The organism is candidate division Zixibacteria bacterium HGW-Zixibacteria-1, assembly GCA_002838945.1.
In the GTDB taxonomy this organism is placed as follows: domain Bacteria; phylum Zixibacteria; class MSB-5A5; order GN15; family PGXB01; genus PGXB01.
In genome coordinates this window covers 54,997-72,335 of the sequence record PGXB01000004.1, presented here as the reverse complement: position 1 = coordinate 72,335, position 17,339 = coordinate 54,997, and the positions used below count along the sequence as shown (strand labels likewise).

At 47.6% G+C, this 17,339-nt stretch carries 18 protein-coding genes; 13 read left to right on the top strand and 5 right to left on the bottom strand.

All coding sequences use genetic code 11. From position 1 onward, the window contains the following. Window positions 1–3: 3 nt before the first annotated feature. Genes CVT49_02915 through CVT49_02905 form a run of 3 tightly spaced genes read left to right on the top strand, consistent with a single transcriptional unit; the run spans window position 4 to window position 2,813 of the window. Window positions 4–789, top strand: coding sequence for an enoyl-CoA hydratase (locus CVT49_02915; GenBank protein PKK84541.1), 786 nt, complete (start codon window positions 4–6; stop codon window positions 787–789). Further along, complete coding sequence (locus CVT49_02910) at window positions 790–2,307, top strand: pyruvate carboxylase subunit A (GenBank protein ID PKK84540.1); 1,518 nt, start codon at window positions 790–792, stop codon at window positions 2,305–2,307. It begins immediately after the preceding gene. Further along, window positions 2,304–2,813, top strand: a complete 510-nt coding sequence (locus CVT49_02905; protein ID PKK84539.1) for a hypothetical protein — start codon at window positions 2,304–2,306, stop codon at window positions 2,811–2,813. Before CVT49_02910 ends, CVT49_02905 begins: the two co-directional genes overlap by 4 nt. A gap of 35 nt (window positions 2,814–2,848) precedes the next feature. Here CVT49_02905 and CVT49_02900 read toward each other — a convergent pair whose 3' ends face one another. The 3 genes from CVT49_02900 to CVT49_02890 all read right to left on the bottom strand — a co-directional run bounded on the left by CVT49_02900 (window position 2,849) and on the right by CVT49_02890 (window position 4,949). Next, on the bottom strand, window positions 2,849–3,457 hold the full coding sequence (locus tag CVT49_02900; protein PKK84538.1) for a hypothetical protein: 609 nt from the start codon (window positions 3,455–3,457) through the stop codon (window positions 2,849–2,851). Between the two features lie 89 nt (window positions 3,458–3,546). Beyond that, window positions 3,547–4,122, bottom strand: coding sequence for a hypothetical protein (locus tag CVT49_02895; GenBank protein ID PKK84537.1), 576 nt, complete (start codon window positions 4,120–4,122; stop codon window positions 3,547–3,549). 209 nt (window positions 4,123–4,331) lie between these two features. Then, entirely contained in the window at window positions 4,332–4,949 is a 618-nt protein-coding gene (locus tag CVT49_02890; protein PKK84536.1) for a hypothetical protein, read from the bottom strand. Window positions 4,950–5,169: 220 nt separating this feature from the next. Here CVT49_02890 and CVT49_02885 point away from each other — a divergent pair, with 220 nt between their 5' ends. The 5 genes from CVT49_02885 (at window position 5,170) to CVT49_02865 (ending at window position 11,263) form a co-directional block, all read left to right on the top strand. Beyond that, a complete protein-coding gene (locus CVT49_02885) occupies window positions 5,170–6,360 on the top strand; it encodes an acetyl-CoA C-acyltransferase (protein PKK84535.1) in 1,191 nt (396 codons plus the stop codon). A 19-nt stretch (window positions 6,361–6,379) separates the two neighbouring features. Further along, a complete protein-coding gene (locus tag CVT49_02880) occupies window positions 6,380–7,243 on the top strand; it encodes a 3-hydroxybutyryl-CoA dehydrogenase (protein PKK84534.1) in 864 nt (287 codons plus the stop codon). Between the two features lie 11 nt (window positions 7,244–7,254). Beyond that, window positions 7,255–8,397: an acyl-CoA dehydrogenase gene (locus CVT49_02875; protein ID PKK84613.1), complete on the top strand. Its 1,143-nt coding sequence runs from the start codon at window positions 7,255–7,257 to the stop codon at window positions 8,395–8,397. A 2-nt stretch (window positions 8,398–8,399) separates the two neighbouring features. Beyond that, window positions 8,400–9,551, top strand: coding sequence for an acyl-CoA dehydrogenase (locus CVT49_02870; protein PKK84533.1), 1,152 nt, complete (start codon window positions 8,400–8,402; stop codon window positions 9,549–9,551). Window positions 9,552–9,754: 203 nt separating this feature from the next. After that, window positions 9,755–11,263 (top strand): hypothetical protein, encoded by a 1,509-nt coding sequence (locus CVT49_02865; protein PKK84532.1) that lies wholly within the window; start codon window positions 9,755–9,757, stop codon window positions 11,261–11,263. Window positions 11,264–11,367: 104 nt separating this feature from the next. On the opposite strand, the gene CVT49_02860 is transcribed toward CVT49_02865, so the two are convergent. Together CVT49_02860 and CVT49_02855 are read right to left on the bottom strand one after the other, a co-directional pair. Then, entirely contained in the window at window positions 11,368–11,892 is a 525-nt protein-coding gene (locus tag CVT49_02860) for a hypothetical protein (GenBank protein PKK84531.1), read from the bottom strand. A 153-nt stretch (window positions 11,893–12,045) separates the two neighbouring features. After that, window positions 12,046–12,276, bottom strand: coding sequence for a hypothetical protein (locus CVT49_02855; protein ID PKK84612.1), 231 nt, complete (start codon window positions 12,274–12,276; stop codon window positions 12,046–12,048). 211 nt (window positions 12,277–12,487) lie between these two features. On the opposite strand from CVT49_02855, the gene CVT49_02850 reads away from it, so the two are divergent. The 5 genes from CVT49_02850 (at window position 12,488) to CVT49_02830 (ending at window position 17,326) form a co-directional block, all read left to right on the top strand. Next, the gene (locus CVT49_02850) at window positions 12,488–13,435 is read left to right on the top strand and encodes a branched chain amino acid aminotransferase (GenBank protein ID PKK84530.1); all 948 of its coding nucleotides are present in this window, start codon (window positions 12,488–12,490) and stop codon (window positions 13,433–13,435) included. A gap of 12 nt (window positions 13,436–13,447) precedes the next feature. Beyond that, window positions 13,448–13,888 (top strand): ribose 5-phosphate isomerase B, encoded by a 441-nt coding sequence (gene rpiB, locus CVT49_02845; GenBank protein ID PKK84611.1) that lies wholly within the window; start codon window positions 13,448–13,450, stop codon window positions 13,886–13,888. Window positions 13,889–13,963: 75 nt separating this feature from the next. After that, window positions 13,964–15,211, top strand: a complete 1,248-nt coding sequence (locus CVT49_02840; GenBank protein ID PKK84529.1) for a serine hydroxymethyltransferase — start codon at window positions 13,964–13,966, stop codon at window positions 15,209–15,211. A 60-nt stretch (window positions 15,212–15,271) separates the two neighbouring features. After that, on the top strand, window positions 15,272–16,876 hold the full coding sequence (locus tag CVT49_02835) for a hypothetical protein (GenBank protein PKK84528.1): 1,605 nt from the start codon (window positions 15,272–15,274) through the stop codon (window positions 16,874–16,876). Window positions 16,877–17,020: 144 nt separating this feature from the next. Then, window positions 17,021–17,326, top strand: a complete 306-nt coding sequence (locus CVT49_02830; GenBank protein PKK84527.1) for a hypothetical protein — start codon at window positions 17,021–17,023, stop codon at window positions 17,324–17,326. The last annotated feature ends 13 nt before the right edge of the window (window positions 17,327–17,339 follow it).

Below are 17,339 nucleotides of genomic sequence, written 5' to 3'. Positions count from 1 at the left end.
GACATGGATTACCAGACGATAAAATATGAAATACAGGATCGCGTTGCCTATATCGACTTCTGCCGTCCCGAAGTGCATAATGCCTTCAATGATATCGTCATCTATGAAATGACCGATCTGTTTAGGAAGCTCGACGGCGAAAAGGCGCTCCGGGCCGTAGTCCTCACCGGCGAAGGAAAGTCATTCTGTGCCGGGGCCGATCTGAACTGGATGAAACGGGTTATCACGCAATCATTCGAGGAAAACCTGAAAGAATCCAATGCCCTGGCCGATTTGTTCGCGATGATATACAATTTCCGCTGTCCGGTTATCGGCAAAATAAACGGTGCCGCGATCGGCGGCGGCGTCGGCTTCGTGGCGGTGTGCGATATCGCCATTGCCGCCGAGTCGGCCCTGTTTTCGTTCTCCGAAGTGAAGATCGGTCTTGTTCCCGCCTGTATCGGGCCGTATGTCGTCAAGAAAATAGGCGAGGGAAAGGCCCGCGAATTTTTTATCACGGGCGAACGCATGAAGGCGAAAAAGGCCTTCAAAATAGGCCTGGTCAACAACTATGTTGACGACGATGAGCTTGATGAGACGATTGATAATCTGGTCAAGATGATAAAATCATCCGGGCCGGAAGCGATCGCGGTCGCCAAAACTCTGGTGTCATCGGTACCGAATATGAACGAGGCGGAGTACAAGCCGTTCACCGCCGAAATGATCGCCAGATTGCGAATTTCCAATGAGGGACAGGAAGGCATGAATGCCTTTCTTGAAAAGCGTAAACCAAAATGGGTTGAAGAATAAATGGCTGATAGATACTTCAAAAAGATACTGGTTGCCAATCGCGGCGAAATTGCCATGCGGGTTATCAACGCCTGCCGGCTTCTGGGCATACCCACCCTGGCCGTCTATTCGACGGCTGACAAAGATGCGGTGCATGCCCGGTCTGCCGGTGAAGCGGTCGAAATCGGCCCGCCGCCGCCGAATGAATCATACCTATCCATTCCAAAAATTATCGATGCCGCCAAAGCGCATGGGTGTGATGCTATCCACCCCGGCTACGGTTTCCTGGCCGAAAATCCGCGCTTTCCCGAGGCCTGTGTCAAAGCCGGTATAACTTTTATCGGTCCGCCCGCTGACGCCATGCGTTTGCTGGGCAATAAGGTCGAATCACGAATCAAAATGGCCGATGCCGGTGTGCCGTTGATCCCCGGCATGAAATCGGCCGGCGCCAGTCTGGAGGAGTTCGAGAAAGCCGCCGAAACGGCCGGCTACCCGGTCCTCATCAAAGCCGCCGCCGGCGGCGGCGGTAAGGGCATGCGCGTTGTCAAATCGCCTGCGGAGCTCAAAGCCTCTGTCGAGGCGGCCAGGCGCGAGGCCAAAAATGCTTTCGGTGACGATACCGTCTATCTTGAAAAATATATCGAAAATCCGCGCCATATCGAATTTCAGGTGCTGGCCGATACCCACGGCCATACCATGCACCTCTTCGAGCGTGAGTGCTCTATTCAGCGCCGTCATCAGAAAATCATCGAGGAGACTCCATCCACTGCACTTAGTTCCGAACTGAGAGCGAAAATGGGTGCCGTTGCCGCCAAAGTTGCGGCTGTCGCCGGGTATATCAATGCCGGTACGGTCGAATTTCTGCTAGATAAAAACGGCGGATATTATTTCCTTGAAATGAATACCCGAATTCAGGTCGAGCATCCCGTTACCGAAATGGTCACCGGGGTCGATCTGGTCGTCGAACAAATCAAAATCGCCGCCGGCGAACCGATTTCCGAATATGTGCGCAATGCCACCCAGCGCGGCCATGCGATCGAGTGTCGTATTTATGCCGAAGACGGCGAAGATAATTTCATGCCCTCCTCAGGGAAAATATTGTACTATGAGGAACCGGTTGGCCCCGGTATCAGGGTCGATTCGGGCGTTGCCGCCGGTACTGTCGTCGGGGTCGATTACGACCCCATTCTGGCCAAATTGATCGTCCATGCTCCCGACCGTGAAATGGCCATTAACAAGATGATCGATGCCCTCAAGGATTATCGTATCCTGGGTATAAAAACATCGCGGCGCTTCATGATCGATGTTCTCGAACATGCTGAATTCAGGGCCGGCCGGACATACACCAACTTTATCGAACTTCATATGGGCGATCGAAAGGTTGATACCGCTGAAATCTTCGACCTGGCCGCCGCGGTTTCATCGGCCGCGATGATGCGCAAGGTCGGCACAAACATGACCGGCAGCAGAAAAGCATCGCAGCCGTCACCCTGGCAGACTATCGGCCCCTGGGAGATTGGGATGAGGATCGGAAAATGAAAAACGAATTTATTCATAGGGAAGAAACCATCGAAACCGATATGGAAATTACTCCCGATGGAATCAAAGTTTCCGTCGGCGATAAAATCTTCAATATCGTCGAACTTGCCTCCGGAAAGTACAGCGTCGAAATAAACGGAACCCGACGTACCGTCTGCTGCGTGGTCAACGGCAATAAATCATTTCTCGATATTGATGGGTTGCTTATGGAACTCGCCATACCCTCCGAGGACGGCAACAATATCGGCGGTGCGGGCGGAATGGCAGGGGAGAAGGATAAAATTTACGCCCCGATGCCCGGCAAAATCGTCAAACTACTGGTTAAGGAAGGCGATAAAGTGGTCGAGAAACAGCCGATGGTTATTGTCGAAGCCATGAAGATGGAACACCAGGTCAATTCAGCCGCGGTAGGAACCGTCAAGAAGGTCAACTTTGCCGACGGCGACCAGGTTAATACCGAAACACCGATTATCGAGTTGGAATTGGAAACGAAACCGGAAGAATAGGCCTGTTCAAAGTAAATAATTCAGGAGCCGTGATATCATCGTCCGGCTCCTTGTCTTTTGGAACTGAATTTCAGCCCGAACCGAATCGGCAGATATGTTACGACATTATACTCGCCATAATCAATAGCGTACCTGATATCCATAAAGACGCCGAATCCGGGCACGACCGGATGCTCTATGCCCAGTCCGAAACTCATCCCGAAATCGGTTTCCGTACCGGTTCTGGATTCCTTATCGAACTTATCACCCCATAATTCCTCGCCGTTGGAGTAACTCATGTATGACAGGCCGGGCCCGATTACCAGGTAAGTGGCCAGTCTTTCCGGTCTTCTTTCCTGAGTATATATTTTGATGTCGGCCCCGATTTCGAAGAGCTTGAAAGACTCATGATCCTGATGAGGAAAGGAGTTGAAAATTACTCGCGGCTCGATTTCCAGAATTCTGGCCGGATCATAACACAACCCGAATCCAACATTCGGTCCGATACCGTAATTATCGGTGACGGCACTCGGCCTGAGCGGTATCGAAATCCCGGCGGCCACTGTCACCGCGCCGTTATTATTCTCGGCCGATGCGTTCGTGAACAACATGATTATAGAAAGCAGGATAATAGGGATATGAATTCTGAACTGCAGCCTTTTCATAGGCCGATAAGATAATAAAATATATGAAAAGAAGCATAAAAAAAGACCGGGAATATAACCCGGTCTTGATATTATTCTTATCTCATTAATTAAAATATAAAGGCCTGCATACCGGCACCGATCGTTATTACAGTGCCGCTGAGTGAATCATACCCCTCTAAGTCTTCAGTGGCCGACATCACATTTATACCAAAATCAACAGCCACGGCATTGGAAAGCATATAGTTGATACCGACACTTCCGCCGAAAGCGGTATTGGTCTCGTCGACATAATCTCCACCGGATTTCAAATACTGAAAAGTGCCTTTGACATAAGGGTACATTGACCCCTTGATTTCTGTCCTTTCTTTATTGGTATTGAAATAGTAACCAACCATCGGCCCAATACCAAAAATAGACCCGCTCCAATCACCCTGAGAATCGGAGTGATAAATAAGATCAGCCCCGATGACGACCCCGGGCGCGATGAAATAACCAAAGCTCGGCATGAAAGCAAATATTTTCTCCCCGTCGCCGTTTTGATTATTATACAAATCGCCACTATAGCTTTGAAATGTTACAGTACCGCCCAGGATCATGCTCCCTTTGTCGATCGGGGTTTCCTGTGCCGCTGCTGTCACCGCGAACAGCGCCGCCATCAGACCAAGAACGAAAAGTCTTTTCATCCCTGAACTCCTTTTGTTAATAAATGTTTAAACATAATACAATCTGTTGGTTTTAATATTTATTATCCTCAAAATGGCTGTTTTTATTTATTTTTGTCAACAACAATTATAATAGAAATGTTTTTTTGGATGATGCGTGATATGGAGCAACAAAAAAGCCGCGCATGTATGCACGGCTTTTTCCGATACGGTAATGTTGTCTTATGCTATTAATAACCCAGCACGTTTATGGTCAGACCAAAGGCCATATTCTTGGCTTCATCTTTATACACGTCGATTTCATGCTTCGGCTTGCCATAAAGAACACTTGCCTCCAGTGTCCAGTTTCTGGTGAACTCATAGCCGATGCTGCCCGCCGCACCGATACCGGTCCAGGGATCGCTTCCCTCGAACGGCAGACTCCAGGAGGAAAACCCGACTCCGCCGCTCACAAAGAACGACGGTGTTTCCGAACTGAGAAAATAAGTCACCCCAATGCCGCCGACACCGCCCAGAATCGATACCGTTTCCTTTTTTTCATCTATAATCGTCGAATCGACTCCGAACCAGGCGCCCTTGCTCATCCAGTAAACCATCAATTTCTCCGACGGGGCATATCCGATTTTGAAATCGGAGAAAAGGGAAACCTTGCCCTCATCGAATGATCTGATTTCTGTCCCCGAAGAATCCTTGGCCTCGGTATATTTGTCATAACCCGGTCCAAGACCAAATCCCAGAATAAAGCCTTTTCTCATTTTGTCAAAGGCGAAGCCCGGGGACGCGACACCGAGAATAAAGATGGCAATTAATGCCGCCAATATCAGCCTGTTGAAGACAGAATTTCTCACATTTTCCTCCTTTCCAAGGAATCTCTATTGCTGCCAGAATATACTTTTTCTATACCCTTATAACAAGTTGAAGCAAATAAGTTTGCGAAAAAGTCACTGTCAACAAAAATTAATCTCGTTTTATCGTTCCAAAAGTACGTTTCACTTGATTTAAGGTCGTCAATTTGTTATATAATTTCAATACATAAAACCTATAAAAATTAAGAATCTGGAGGAGATAGTGGCAGACAACGAAGTTTATATAGCATCCGCGTGCCGTTCCGCAATCGGCACTTTTCTGGGCGGTTTATCCGCGTTTACCGCTACTCAGTTGGGGGCTCTGGCCATAAAAGAGGCTGTGAAGCGAGCTGGAATCGATCCCGCTACGATAGATGAAGTTATCATGGGGCAGGTTGTTCAGGCCGGTGTCGGCCAGGCGCCCGCGCGTCAGGCCGCCATTCATGGCGGTGTGCCTGCCGAGGTTCCGGCCCTGACCATAAATAAAGTCTGTGGCTCCGGGCTAAAGGCCGTCATGCTGGCGGCCGCATCCATTCGCGCCGGTGACCAGGATTGCATAATTGCCGGGGGTATGGAATCGATGTCAGGGACTCCTTATGTTCTCCATGGCGCCAAGGGCGGGCTCAAATTCGGCGACAAGAAACTGCAGGATTCCATGGTTCTCGACGGTCTCTGGTGCGCCTTTAAAAACTGGCACATGGGCAGCGCTGCCGAATTGACCGGGCGCAAAGCCGGCATCAGCCGTGAGGAGCAGGATGAGTACGCCTATAATTCTCACAAAAAGGCGATGGCCGCCATCGATCAGGGCAAATTCAAAAATGAGATTTTCCCGGTAGAAATACCGCAGAGAAAGGGCGATCCTGTTATATACGACAAGGATGAATGCCCCCGCGCCAACATCTCGATAGATGGACTGGCCAAACTGAAACCGGCCTTCGAAAAGGACGGCACCGTCACTGCCGGCAATGCGCCCGGGCTTAATGACGGCTCATCGGCCACCGTCATCGTTTCCGAAAAATATCTCAAAAAGCATAATCTGACTCCGCTGGCTCGTGTCGTCGAGTACACCGCCGCCGGTATTGATCCCGAATTGATTTTCTTTGCCCCGATTTATGCGGTTCGCAAACTTATGGGCAGAATGGGCATAAATGATATCAATCACTTCGATCTGATTGAGGCCAACGAGGCCTTCTCTGTCCAGGCCCTTGCCGACGGCAAGGAACTGGGCTGGGATTGGAGCCGCGTCAATGTGCATGGCGGCGCTGTCGCCCTCGGGCACCCCATCGGCGCCTCCGGAACGCGAATTCTGACGACCCTTATTTATGCTTTGAAAGACAGAGGACTTAAAAAAGGACTGGCTACGCTCTGTCTTGGCGGAGGTAATGCCGTCGCGATGGCAATTGAACTGGTATAACACTGGGAGTTTGAGGACTATGAAAGTTGACGACATAAAAACTATCGCCGTCATTGGCGGCGGGACTATGGGTAATGGTATCGCGCATGTATGTGCCGTGACCGGTTATGATGTAATTCTGGTGGAGACCAGGGAAGAGTTCCTTGATCTCGCTATCAGCACCATAACCAAAAATCTCGACCGAATGGTCAAGAAAGAAAAAATAAGCGAAGAAGATAAAAACAAGGCCTTGGCCCGCATCAGACGAAGCACCAGTCTCGATGATGTCAAGGCGGCTCAGATTGTCATTGAAGCGGTTTTCGAAAACCTCGATGTCAAGTTGGAGATTTTCAAGAAAATCGATTCGGTCTGTCCCCCCGGGACCATTCTGGCTTCCAATACCTCTTCGATATCCATCACCAAATTGGCTTCCGCCACCGGTCGTCCCGGCGACGTTGTCGGGATGCACTTCATGAATCCGGTTCCGATGATGAAGCTGGTTGAGATGATTCGCGGTTTTACCACTTCCAACGAGACTTTCAGTACTGCCATGGAATTAGCCGCAAAACTGGGGAAAACCCCGGTACCGGCCAATGACTATCCCGGCTTTATCGCCAATCGTATTTTACTGCCGATGATTAATGAGGCGATCTATGCACTCTTCGAAGGAGTCGGGACGGTCAAGGATATCGACAGCGTTATGATGCTGGGCACGGCGCACCCGATGGGCCCGCTGACACTGGCCGACTTTATCGGGCTGGATGTCTGTCTGGCCATTCTCAATGTGCTGCATGAGGGTTTTGGCGATCCCAAATACCGCCCGTGCCCGCTTCTCAAGAAATATGTCGAAGCCGGCCACCTGGGTCGGAAAACCGGCAAAGGATTCTATGATTACTCCCAATAATGGAGAATAAAATGGATTTCAATTTAACCGAAGATCAAATAATGGTCCGCGACCTGGCACGGGAATTCGCCCAAAAAAGATTGGCGCCGCTTGCCGAGGAGATGGATGAAAAATCGGAAATGCCGAAGGAACTCCTCAGCGAGGCCGCCGAGATGGGCTTTTTCGGACTGATGGCCGCCGAAGAATTCGGCGGGTCCGGAGTCGATACCCTCAGCTATGCGCTGGCCATCGAGGAAATTTCCAAGGCCTGCGCCGGTTTTGCCATTCCCATCAGCGTCCACAATTCACTTGTCATCAAGGCCATCGAAATGTATGGCACGCCTGAGCAGAAGCAGGAATATCTGCCCAAACTGGCAGCGGGTGAAATTATCGGCGCCTATTCGCTCTCCGAGCCTAATTCCGGGACCGATGCCGGCTCCCTGAGCTGCCAGGCCATCCCCAAAGGCGATCACTTCATTTTCAACGGCACCAAGAACTGGGTCTCGACCGCCTGTCATGCCGGTATCTTTATTGTCTTTGCCCTGACCAGCCCCGAACTCGGCTCCAAGGGAATCTCGGCTATTCTGGTCGAACCGGGGACAGACGGATTGACGCTTGGCTCACCCGAAAAAAAGATGGGCATGAAGTGCTCCGATACCCGCGAACTCGCCTTCATGGATGCCAAAGTTCCCTGCAAGAATCTGCTTGGCCAGGAAAACCACGGCTTCAAAGTGGCCCTGTCGCTGCTCGACAACGGCCGCATCGGTATCGGCGCTCAGGCGCTGGGTATTGCCGAAGCCGCTTATTCCGAAGCGCTCAAGTATTCCAAAGAGCGCAAGCAGTTCGGGCAGACACTGTCATCTTTTCAGGCGATCCAGTTCAAGCTGGCCGACATGGCCACCCAGATCGATGCCGCCCGCCTGATGGTGTACCGCGCCGCGACTCTCAAAGACGCCGAGGGCCGCTTTTCGCGCGAAATATCAATGGCCAAACTGTATGCTTCGGAAGCGGCTAATTTTGTCGCCAATGAGGCGGTGCAGATTCACGGCGGTTACGGCTACGTCAAGGAATACCCGGTCGAGCGGTATTTCCGTGATGCCCGCGTGACCGAAATCTATGAAGGAACGTCAGAGGCGCAGAGAATCGTCATCTCACGTGACCTTCTGAAGGATTGAGTATGGATTTTGATATTAAATATCGGGACTTCAGACAGGATGTGCGCGCCTTCTGCGAGGAGAAAGTCGCACCGCACGCCGCCGAGATCGACCGTGAGCAGAAATACTCGAAAGAAGTCCATGAGATCGTCAACAGCAAAGGCTGGTGGGGATGTCTCATCCCCAAAGATTACGGCGGTCTTGGTCTTTCGACCGTCGAGTATGCCATCATCGTCGAGGAACTCTCTCGTGTCTGCGGTTCGACCGGTTTGACTCATGCCGCCCACAACTCCCTCGGGACCTGCCCGATCATGATGTTCGGCACCGAGGAGCAGCGGCAGAAGTATCTGCCCAAGGCGGCCAAAGGCAGCCTGATTGCCTTCGGGCTGACCGAGCCCGAAGCGGGCTCCGATGCCGGCGGCACCAAGAGCAAGGCGGTTAAGAGCGGTGACAGCTACATTCTTAACGGTACCAAATGCTGGATCACCTCGGCTAATGTCTGCGACTATGCCATCGCCACCGCCCGCACTTCCGATGAAGGCGGCGTGCATGGGATATCATCGTTCGTCGTCGAGAAAGGTATGGAAGGTTTCACGGCCGGGAAGAAGGAGAACAAAATCGGCTGCCGCGGTTCCGACACCGCCTACATGCATTTCGATGATCTCAAGCTTCCGGCGTGGCATCTTCTCGGTGAAATCGGCAACGGTTTCAAGGAGTTCATGATCACTCTCGATGGCGGCCGCATTTCGATCGGCGCCATGGCGGTCGGGCTGGCCCAGGCCGCGTTCGAGGTGGCGGTCAAAGCTTCCGAGAGCCGGCTCGAGAACGGCAAGCCGATCTCGCGCCAGCAGTGGGCGCAGTTCAAACTGGCCGACATGGCCATGAAAGTCGAGACGTCCCGCCTGTTGATGTACAAAACCGCCTGGATGAAGGACAACAAGGTTCCCTTCACCAAATATTCGGCGATGTGCAAGCTGTATGCGTCCGAAGCCTGCCACTACAACACCTATCATGCCATTCAATTATGCGGCGCCGACGGCCTGACCGAGAAATACCCGGCCGAGCGTTATTTCCGGGACATGAAACTGACCGAGATAGGGGAGGGGACTTCTGAAATCCAGCGCATGGTGATCGCCCGCGAAGCCATCAGGGAGTTGCAGGCGAAGGTCAAATAGTATTTTTGTAAATTTAGAAATTAGTAGATAATAGTAAGGCAGGACCGCAATTCCCGATTTAATTGGGGATAAGCGATCCTGCCTGTTTATTAAAAGCACTAATTTTGCTTCTTTAATATTATAAATAAAATCCTTGACAATGTATTTTTCAAATATACTTTATACTATTATTGCCGATTCTAACTTAGCTTTTGGTGGGTCATATGAAAAATCTGGAGGAAATTAATCAATTTGGCGCCGTTGATGCCGACATGGATGACATTTTGCTCGAATGTTTTGAAGATCATGCGGCCTATCGGGAAATTTGCGATTTTTCAAAATTTCTAGTTATAGGTAGAAAAGGAAGTGGAAAAACAGCGATTTACAGAAAATTATTAAAGAGGCAAGATCATGACACTTTTGCCTTCGGTCATAATTTCACCGATTATCCGTGGCATTTGCATCAACGTTTGGCGGTAAATAGCATGCCCGAGCATGAAAAATATATTCACAGCTGGAAATACTTAATATATATATCGCTGTCAAAGATACTATTGAATTTTGACAATTCGCAACCATATTCGGATGACGCACAAGTTAATCTTGAAAAAGTAGAAAGATTTGTGATTGATTCCTATGGCACAAAAGACCCAGATGTTGTTCAAATATTTGGTAAATCAAAAAAATTAAGAATACACCCCACATTTAAAATAGAATGTGGGCCCTTAAAAGCCGGAATTTCATTGGAGAAATTTCCAATGGATGAATTACCAACAGTTTTTCAGGAGGTTAACAAAAATCTACAAAAATGCCTGATAAATGGCATGAATCCAGACAATAAATATTTTGTATGTTTTGATCAATTGGATTTAAATTTTGATCCGAAAGATAATGAGTATTCAAGTCGTCTAATTGGCCTATTACTTGCTGCAAGAGATATATTTACTGAAGCTAAACAAAATAATAAAAAACTTTCAATAGTAGTATTTCTTCGTGATGATATCTATTCTCATCTTCAATTTGAGGACAAAAATAAATTGACCCAGAATTTTATGACGGAGATTAAATGGGACGAAAGAGATAATTCGCCGACATTAAAAAAACTGATGGAAAACAGATTCAATAAATTATTATCAGATGAGAACGCTATAATATGGGATGATGTTTTCGATGAGTCAAAAGATATGTCGGGACATCAAAGTAAATATCAACATATTTTGGATAGGACATTTCTGCGTCCCAGAGATATAATTCTTTTTTGTAATATGGTCCTTAAGTCTTTTAAGAACAATAAAAAGATTGATGCAACGCGAATAGTGAATAGATTTGAAAATATTGACATAAATACGGCTAGAAATGACTATAGTAATTATCTCCTCAACGAATTAGATGATGAACTTCACAAACATATTGTTGACTATAAGATATATTTAGAAATATTTAAATCTATAGGCTATCTACAGTTTAATACTTCAGATTTCCTAACCGCTTACGAAAAGCGAAAAAACTTACTGCCGAATCAAATTCAACCGATTGATATCTTGAAGATATTATTTGAGTTTTCAATCGTAGGCTACTACAAGGTCGGTGGTAGTGGTTATGGTGGATCAGAATGGATTTATAGATATAAAGACCCCCGATCGCAGTTTGATGAAAGCTCTACAATTTATAGAGTTCACTTGGGTTTAATGGAAGCACTTGGTCTCAAAAGGTACTCTAAAACGACACAATAAAGTAATTTATTGCGCAGAGTTGATATCAATTTACCCTACTACAAAATAATTACGCGGGCGGTAGATGTCCACATCTGTCCAGACATTTATGCAATATCATCATCTTATTGCGGCGGCATCAGGGTAAAGCCCAACTGCTGATATAAATTGACCCTGTCGAAAAATACCCACTCTTCGATGATTTTCCCGTTTTGTATCTTATCAACTGCAATACCCGAAAATTTGACTGATTTGCCTGTCGCCGGAAGCGCACCCATCGGGCCGGTGTTGGTGCCTGTAAATGTCCACTCCCAGATTATCCTGTCACCTGAAATGAATGTATTGCCCATTTTTATTTTAAGGTCTGAAAACATGGCATGCGAATTATTATAGTAATCTTTCAGTGCCTTCAGTCCCATTAGCGGCTCCGGCGACCCGGGATCATGGATAATTACATCAGGGGCATATATTTCATCCAGAAGTTCAAGATTATAAGTATCGCGCGCTTCTTCATAGATGGCGGCCATTTTGGCGGCATCTGTATAATTAATACTAATTTCGGCTTTCTTCCCGCAACCGATAATTAATACGAGCATTAATACCGGAAGAAAACCCATACACAGTTTCGTGAATTTGATCGATGAATGCATTTGAACCTCCCTCTAAGTGAGTTATTTTGTTTTGTGGGCGGCAGATCCTTCCCTTCGAAGCTCAGGGCTTGCGAGACTCAGGAGGCCTGTCCACAGTTCTCCTGAGATTCGAAGGATCTGCCCTTCTTAAATAACGTTACTTTTTCCGGCCTTTCAATGTCTTCTCATCATACCCGTTAAAACAACCGTGACTATCTCCATCTCATGATGCGGATGCGTCGGAAACCCGGTACCGGGCTCGACCACATCATCGTTGAAAACCCGCAGCGCCCCGAATTGAATGTTATTCGGATCATAATAATCGGCAAATGAAAACAACCAGTAAGTTTTCAGCCACCCAAAATCCGAAAAATGTCGCTCTTTGGCCCGGATTATGTTAATCATATCGTCATCTCCATATTTGCTTATTTCCAACATTTACGCTATAACTTTAATAATCAACAATAATTCCTTTGTTGAGCAGACCGGTCCAAAACTCCCCGCTTCTTCGGGAAAAAATTCACAAAGTGGGGCATTTAACCTTGAATTTGCGCGCCCAATCCTATATATTTCGACCAGACGCTTCTTATAACCTTTTGATATTTCAGGAGGGTTTATGCCTTTTAATAAAGTCGATTATATCTGGATGAACGGTAAACTGGTTCCCTGGGATGACGCCAAAATCCATGTTCTCTCCCATGTAGTTCATTACGGTTCAGCGATTTTCGAGGGCCAGCGCGTTTATACGACGCCCCAGGGGCCGGCCGCCTTCCGTCACCAGGATCATGTCGATCGACTCTTCAATTCCGCCAAGATTTACCGGATGAAAATCCCGTTTACCAAGCAGCAGATTTATGATGCCGCGCTCGAGGTGGTCGCCGCCAACAACCTCAATGCCTGCTATATTCGCCCGATTGTATATCGGGGGTATGATACTCTCGGTGTCGATCCCACACCGTGCCCGATTGATGTGGCTATTGCCGCCTGGCCATGGGGTAAATATCTCGGACCGGAAGCGATGGAGAAGGGCGTAAAAGTCTGTGTCTCATCATGGCGAAGAAACGCTCCTGATACCATGCCGATGATGGCCAAGGCGGGCGCCAATTATATGGGCAGTCAGCTTATCAAACTCGAGGCGCTTTCCCGCGGCTATGTCGAGGGTATAGCTCTCGATACTTACGGCCATGTTTCCGAAGGCTCGGGCGAAAACGTCTTTCTTGTTTACAACGGCAAATTGATCACGCCGTCGCTGTCATCTTCGGTGCTGGCTGGCATCACGCGCGACACGGTCATGATCCTGGCCAAGGAATTTAATATTCCGGTCGTCGAGCAAAGCATTCCGCGCGAGATGCTTTATATTGCCGATGAAGTATTCTTTACCGGTTCCGCCGCGGAAATCTCACCGATTTCATTTATCGATGATATTCAGATCGGCGAAGGCCGCCGCGGGCCGATTACCGAAACACTCCAGACCCGTCTGTTTGACATTGTCGAAGGGCGCGCTGAAGACATCTATGGCTGGTTGACATACATCCCGAAGAAGAACAGCGTCCCGGCAAAATAAATGAGGGATAATATGACTATTGCCATCGGTTCGGATCATGCCGGATTTGAGTTGAAGGAACGAGTCAAGTCGATCCTGACTCAACTCGGCCATGGTGTCGTCGATTTCGGCACCGGGGGCAATGACTCGGTCGATTATACCGATTACGGCCTGCGCGTGGCCAGGGCGGTCGCCGGGGGAGAGGTTGACCGCGGTATTGCGGTCTGCTGGACCGGCAACGGTATGACCATCATCGCCAACAAGGTCAAAGGCATCCGCGCCACCCTTTGCCTGAACAAGGATATGGCCTATTATGCGCGGCTCCATAATGATTCCAATGTCCTGACCATGTCCCAGAAATACACCGACCTCAATGACGTGGAAGATATTCTAAAAACCTGGCTGGGGACTGAATTCGAGGGCGGCCGCCATGAACGGCGGCTGAATAAAATTAAAGACGCTGAAGAAAATTAATATATATTGCATATAATAAAAAGCGGGCCGCGCAGCGGTCTGCTTTAATAATGAAATTTAGACAGGTAAGAAGCTATGTCATATCTCAAACAAACCGACCCCGAAATATATGAAGCGATTCTCAAGGAAACCAACCGCGAATCGGACAAGCTGGAACTGATCGCCTCGGAGAACTTCGTTTCCGAAGCGGTCCTTGAAGCCGCCGGCGGGATCATGACCAACAAGTATGCCGAAGGATATCCCGGCAAAAGATATTACGGCGGCTGCGAATTTGTCGATATCGCCGAAGATCTCGCCCGCGAACGCGCCAAAAAGCTGTTCGGCTGTGAACATGCCAATGTGCAGCCGCATTCCGGCTCGCAGGCCAACATGGCGGTCTATTTCACCATTCTCGAACCTGGCGACAAAGTCATGGGGCTGGATCTCTCGCATGGCGGTCACCTGACGCACGGCCACCCCATCAATTTCTCCGGTAAATTGTTCCAGTTTCACGCCTATCAGGTGGAGAAGGATACCGAAGTTATCGACATGGACAAACTGATTGCGCTGGCCAAAGAAATCAAGCCAAAACTAATCGTCACCGGCGCTTCCGCTTACCCCCGCACCCTTGATTTCCCGCGCTTCCGCGAAGCGGCCGATGCTGTCGGCGCCTACCTGATGGTCGATATCGCCCATATCGCGGGCCTGATCGCAGCCAATCTGCATCCGTCGCCGATTCCCTATGCCGACTTCGTTACCACCACCACGCATAAGACCCTGCGCGGCCCTCGCGGCGGGATGGTTATGTGCAAAGAAAAATATGCCGCCGATCTCGACCGCACCGTTATGCCCGGCATTCAGGGCGGCCCGCTGATGCATATTATCGCCGCCAAAGCGGTTGCGCTCAAAGAAGCCATGACCGACGAATTCAAAAGCTACCAGAAGCGGATTCTCGATAACGCCCGAACCATGGCCGAAGAGCTGAAAGGCCGCGGCTATCACATCGTCTCCGGCGGCACCGATACGCATCTTTTCCTGATGTCGTTCCTTGACCGCGAATATTCCGGCAAAAAGGTTGAAAACACTCTCGATAAAGCCGGTATCACCGTCAATAAGAACACGGTGCCTTTCGACACCCGCAAGCCGTTTGTGACCTCCGGTATCCGTATCGGCACTCCGGCTTTGACCACCCGCGGTATGGGTATCAACGAGATGAAAACCATCGCCGATTTCATCGATCGCGCCATTATCAATATGAATGATGATGCCGCCCTGGAAAAAATCAGGCTGGAAGTGAAGTCGCTTTGTGATAAATTCCCGCTTTATTCGGAGAGAAAGAAATAATCTGAAGGTGTTGCTGATTATATGTGGGCTACAGACTTAAAAGGGTCATTTCGATTCGAAATGGCCTTTTTTGCATCAATTTGGCCATATCTGGTATTTTTGGCCTATGTCATTGGTTATAATATTCTATATGTCGGTTATGGATATAGCCTTGTGATGGATGAGGGTTATCTTCAATCAATGGCCGAAAGGATTTTGGACGGAGAAAAACCATATGTAGATTTCTATTTTCTAAGAACTCCCTTATCATTATATATCCAGGCCTTTCTAATGAGTATTTTTAAGGACGGTTATACTCTGCTTGGCGCCAGAATATTTCTGGTCATTCAATCTTCTCTGATGGTTATATTGACATCATTTTTATATAAGAGATTTTGCCGAGGGATAGAGTTGTTATTGTTGCTATTTCTATCCTACAATGTAATGACCATGCTTCTGGATTTCCCTTGGTACAGCTATGATGGCCTGTTTTTTGCGATTCTGTCTGTCCTCTTTTTTGACATAAAGAAGTACTATGTGGCAGGTCTTTTCGGATTTCTGGCTGGTATGGCAAAACAGAATTATTTTCTGCTGATTCCTTTGATATTATTAATAATAATTATTATAAAATTACTGCGCAAAGACATTGTTCTTCCGGGTTTTTGGGAAATGCTAAAGGTCATGGCGGGTTTGTTTATTCCGGTTGTATTGTTCGCCGGTTATTTATTCTTCACAGATTCACTTATGGCGTTTTATAACAATGTCCTTGTTCTTCCTCGGGTGTGCAGCGGTTACAGCCTCTATTTCTCAATATTCCAGGATAACGTAATTGCCCTTAAAGCTGCCTTTCCAATGATAGTGGCGGTTGTACTTCTTAACAATTCCAATTCGAAAAAGTGGCTCTTATATGCCATAGTCTTAATTCTATTCGGCATATATGGATTGGCAGTTATTGACAATACGAGGAATTTTATATTTTTTATAATATTCCTGACATATGCTGCAGCAACATTATACTACAGCAATTCTGCTGCGAACAAATATTATGCTAATTGTACCTCGTTTACTGCCTTTACGCCGTTAATTATTTATGCCATAGTTATTCAATATCTTGCCGGATTTAATTATGGCGGTTTGTTTTTTGCCAACGTAGGCGCGGGGTTTGCCTTGCCTGTTTCTTACCTGATTTTTCGTAATGTCACTATCCTCAAATTCGGTCGTACAACAGTATATGTGATATTTCTTATTATAACATTGTTAAGCATATATCATAAACATCAATTTGTTTATAAAGATCGCGGTCCGAAATACCTTAGCAGTCATTTTAATTGCAAGAAACTGGGCGGCATAAAATCGACCGAAGGAAACGTTCAATATGTCGATAGCATGGTTCAATTCATTGAGTCACATAGCATAAAAGGCGAGAATATCTTTGTCTATCCTGATTTTCCGGGAGTCTATTTTTTGACAAATCGAAGAAATCCATCGCCCATCGGTTGGTATTATAAACGCGAAATTAACGATGCAATGGTCGCCATGTCAGTTGAGATCATGAGCCAGAATAAACCTGAATTAATACTGACTTTCTCCGAGGTTATCCCGGAGCCAATTGAAAAATTCATTTCAGATTATTACGAGGAGATATCATTCGATCAAATGGCCAGAGCATATATAAAGAAGGAGTGAATATTTCATTGTGATTTGGACTCAATCGTTTCCAATAAAAAACCGCCAAGCCTCGTTATATCTGCGATATCGACATGATTATTATGGAAAAGTTTTGTCTTGACTAAAATGCATATAAATGCGAAAATCCTTATGAGGTAATTTATGCTAATCCAGTTTTCCATGTTCCCAGTCGGGAAAAAGGAGTCGGCTTCCGCCGAAGTTGCCAAAATCATAAATATTATCGATAAATCGGGCCTTTCCTATAAAACCTCCGCCATGTCCACCGTCGTGGAAGGGGAGTGGGAGGCAATAATGAAACTTATTAATAAATGTCGCCTGCAAATGCGCCGAAATAATAATAGGGTCTATATGGTCATGACCATGGATGACCGCAAGGGCGCCAAAAAACGCCTGACCGGTAAAGTGGAGTCGCTTGAAAGAAAACTGAAAAGAAAGATTAAAACATAAAGAGAGGTCGCTG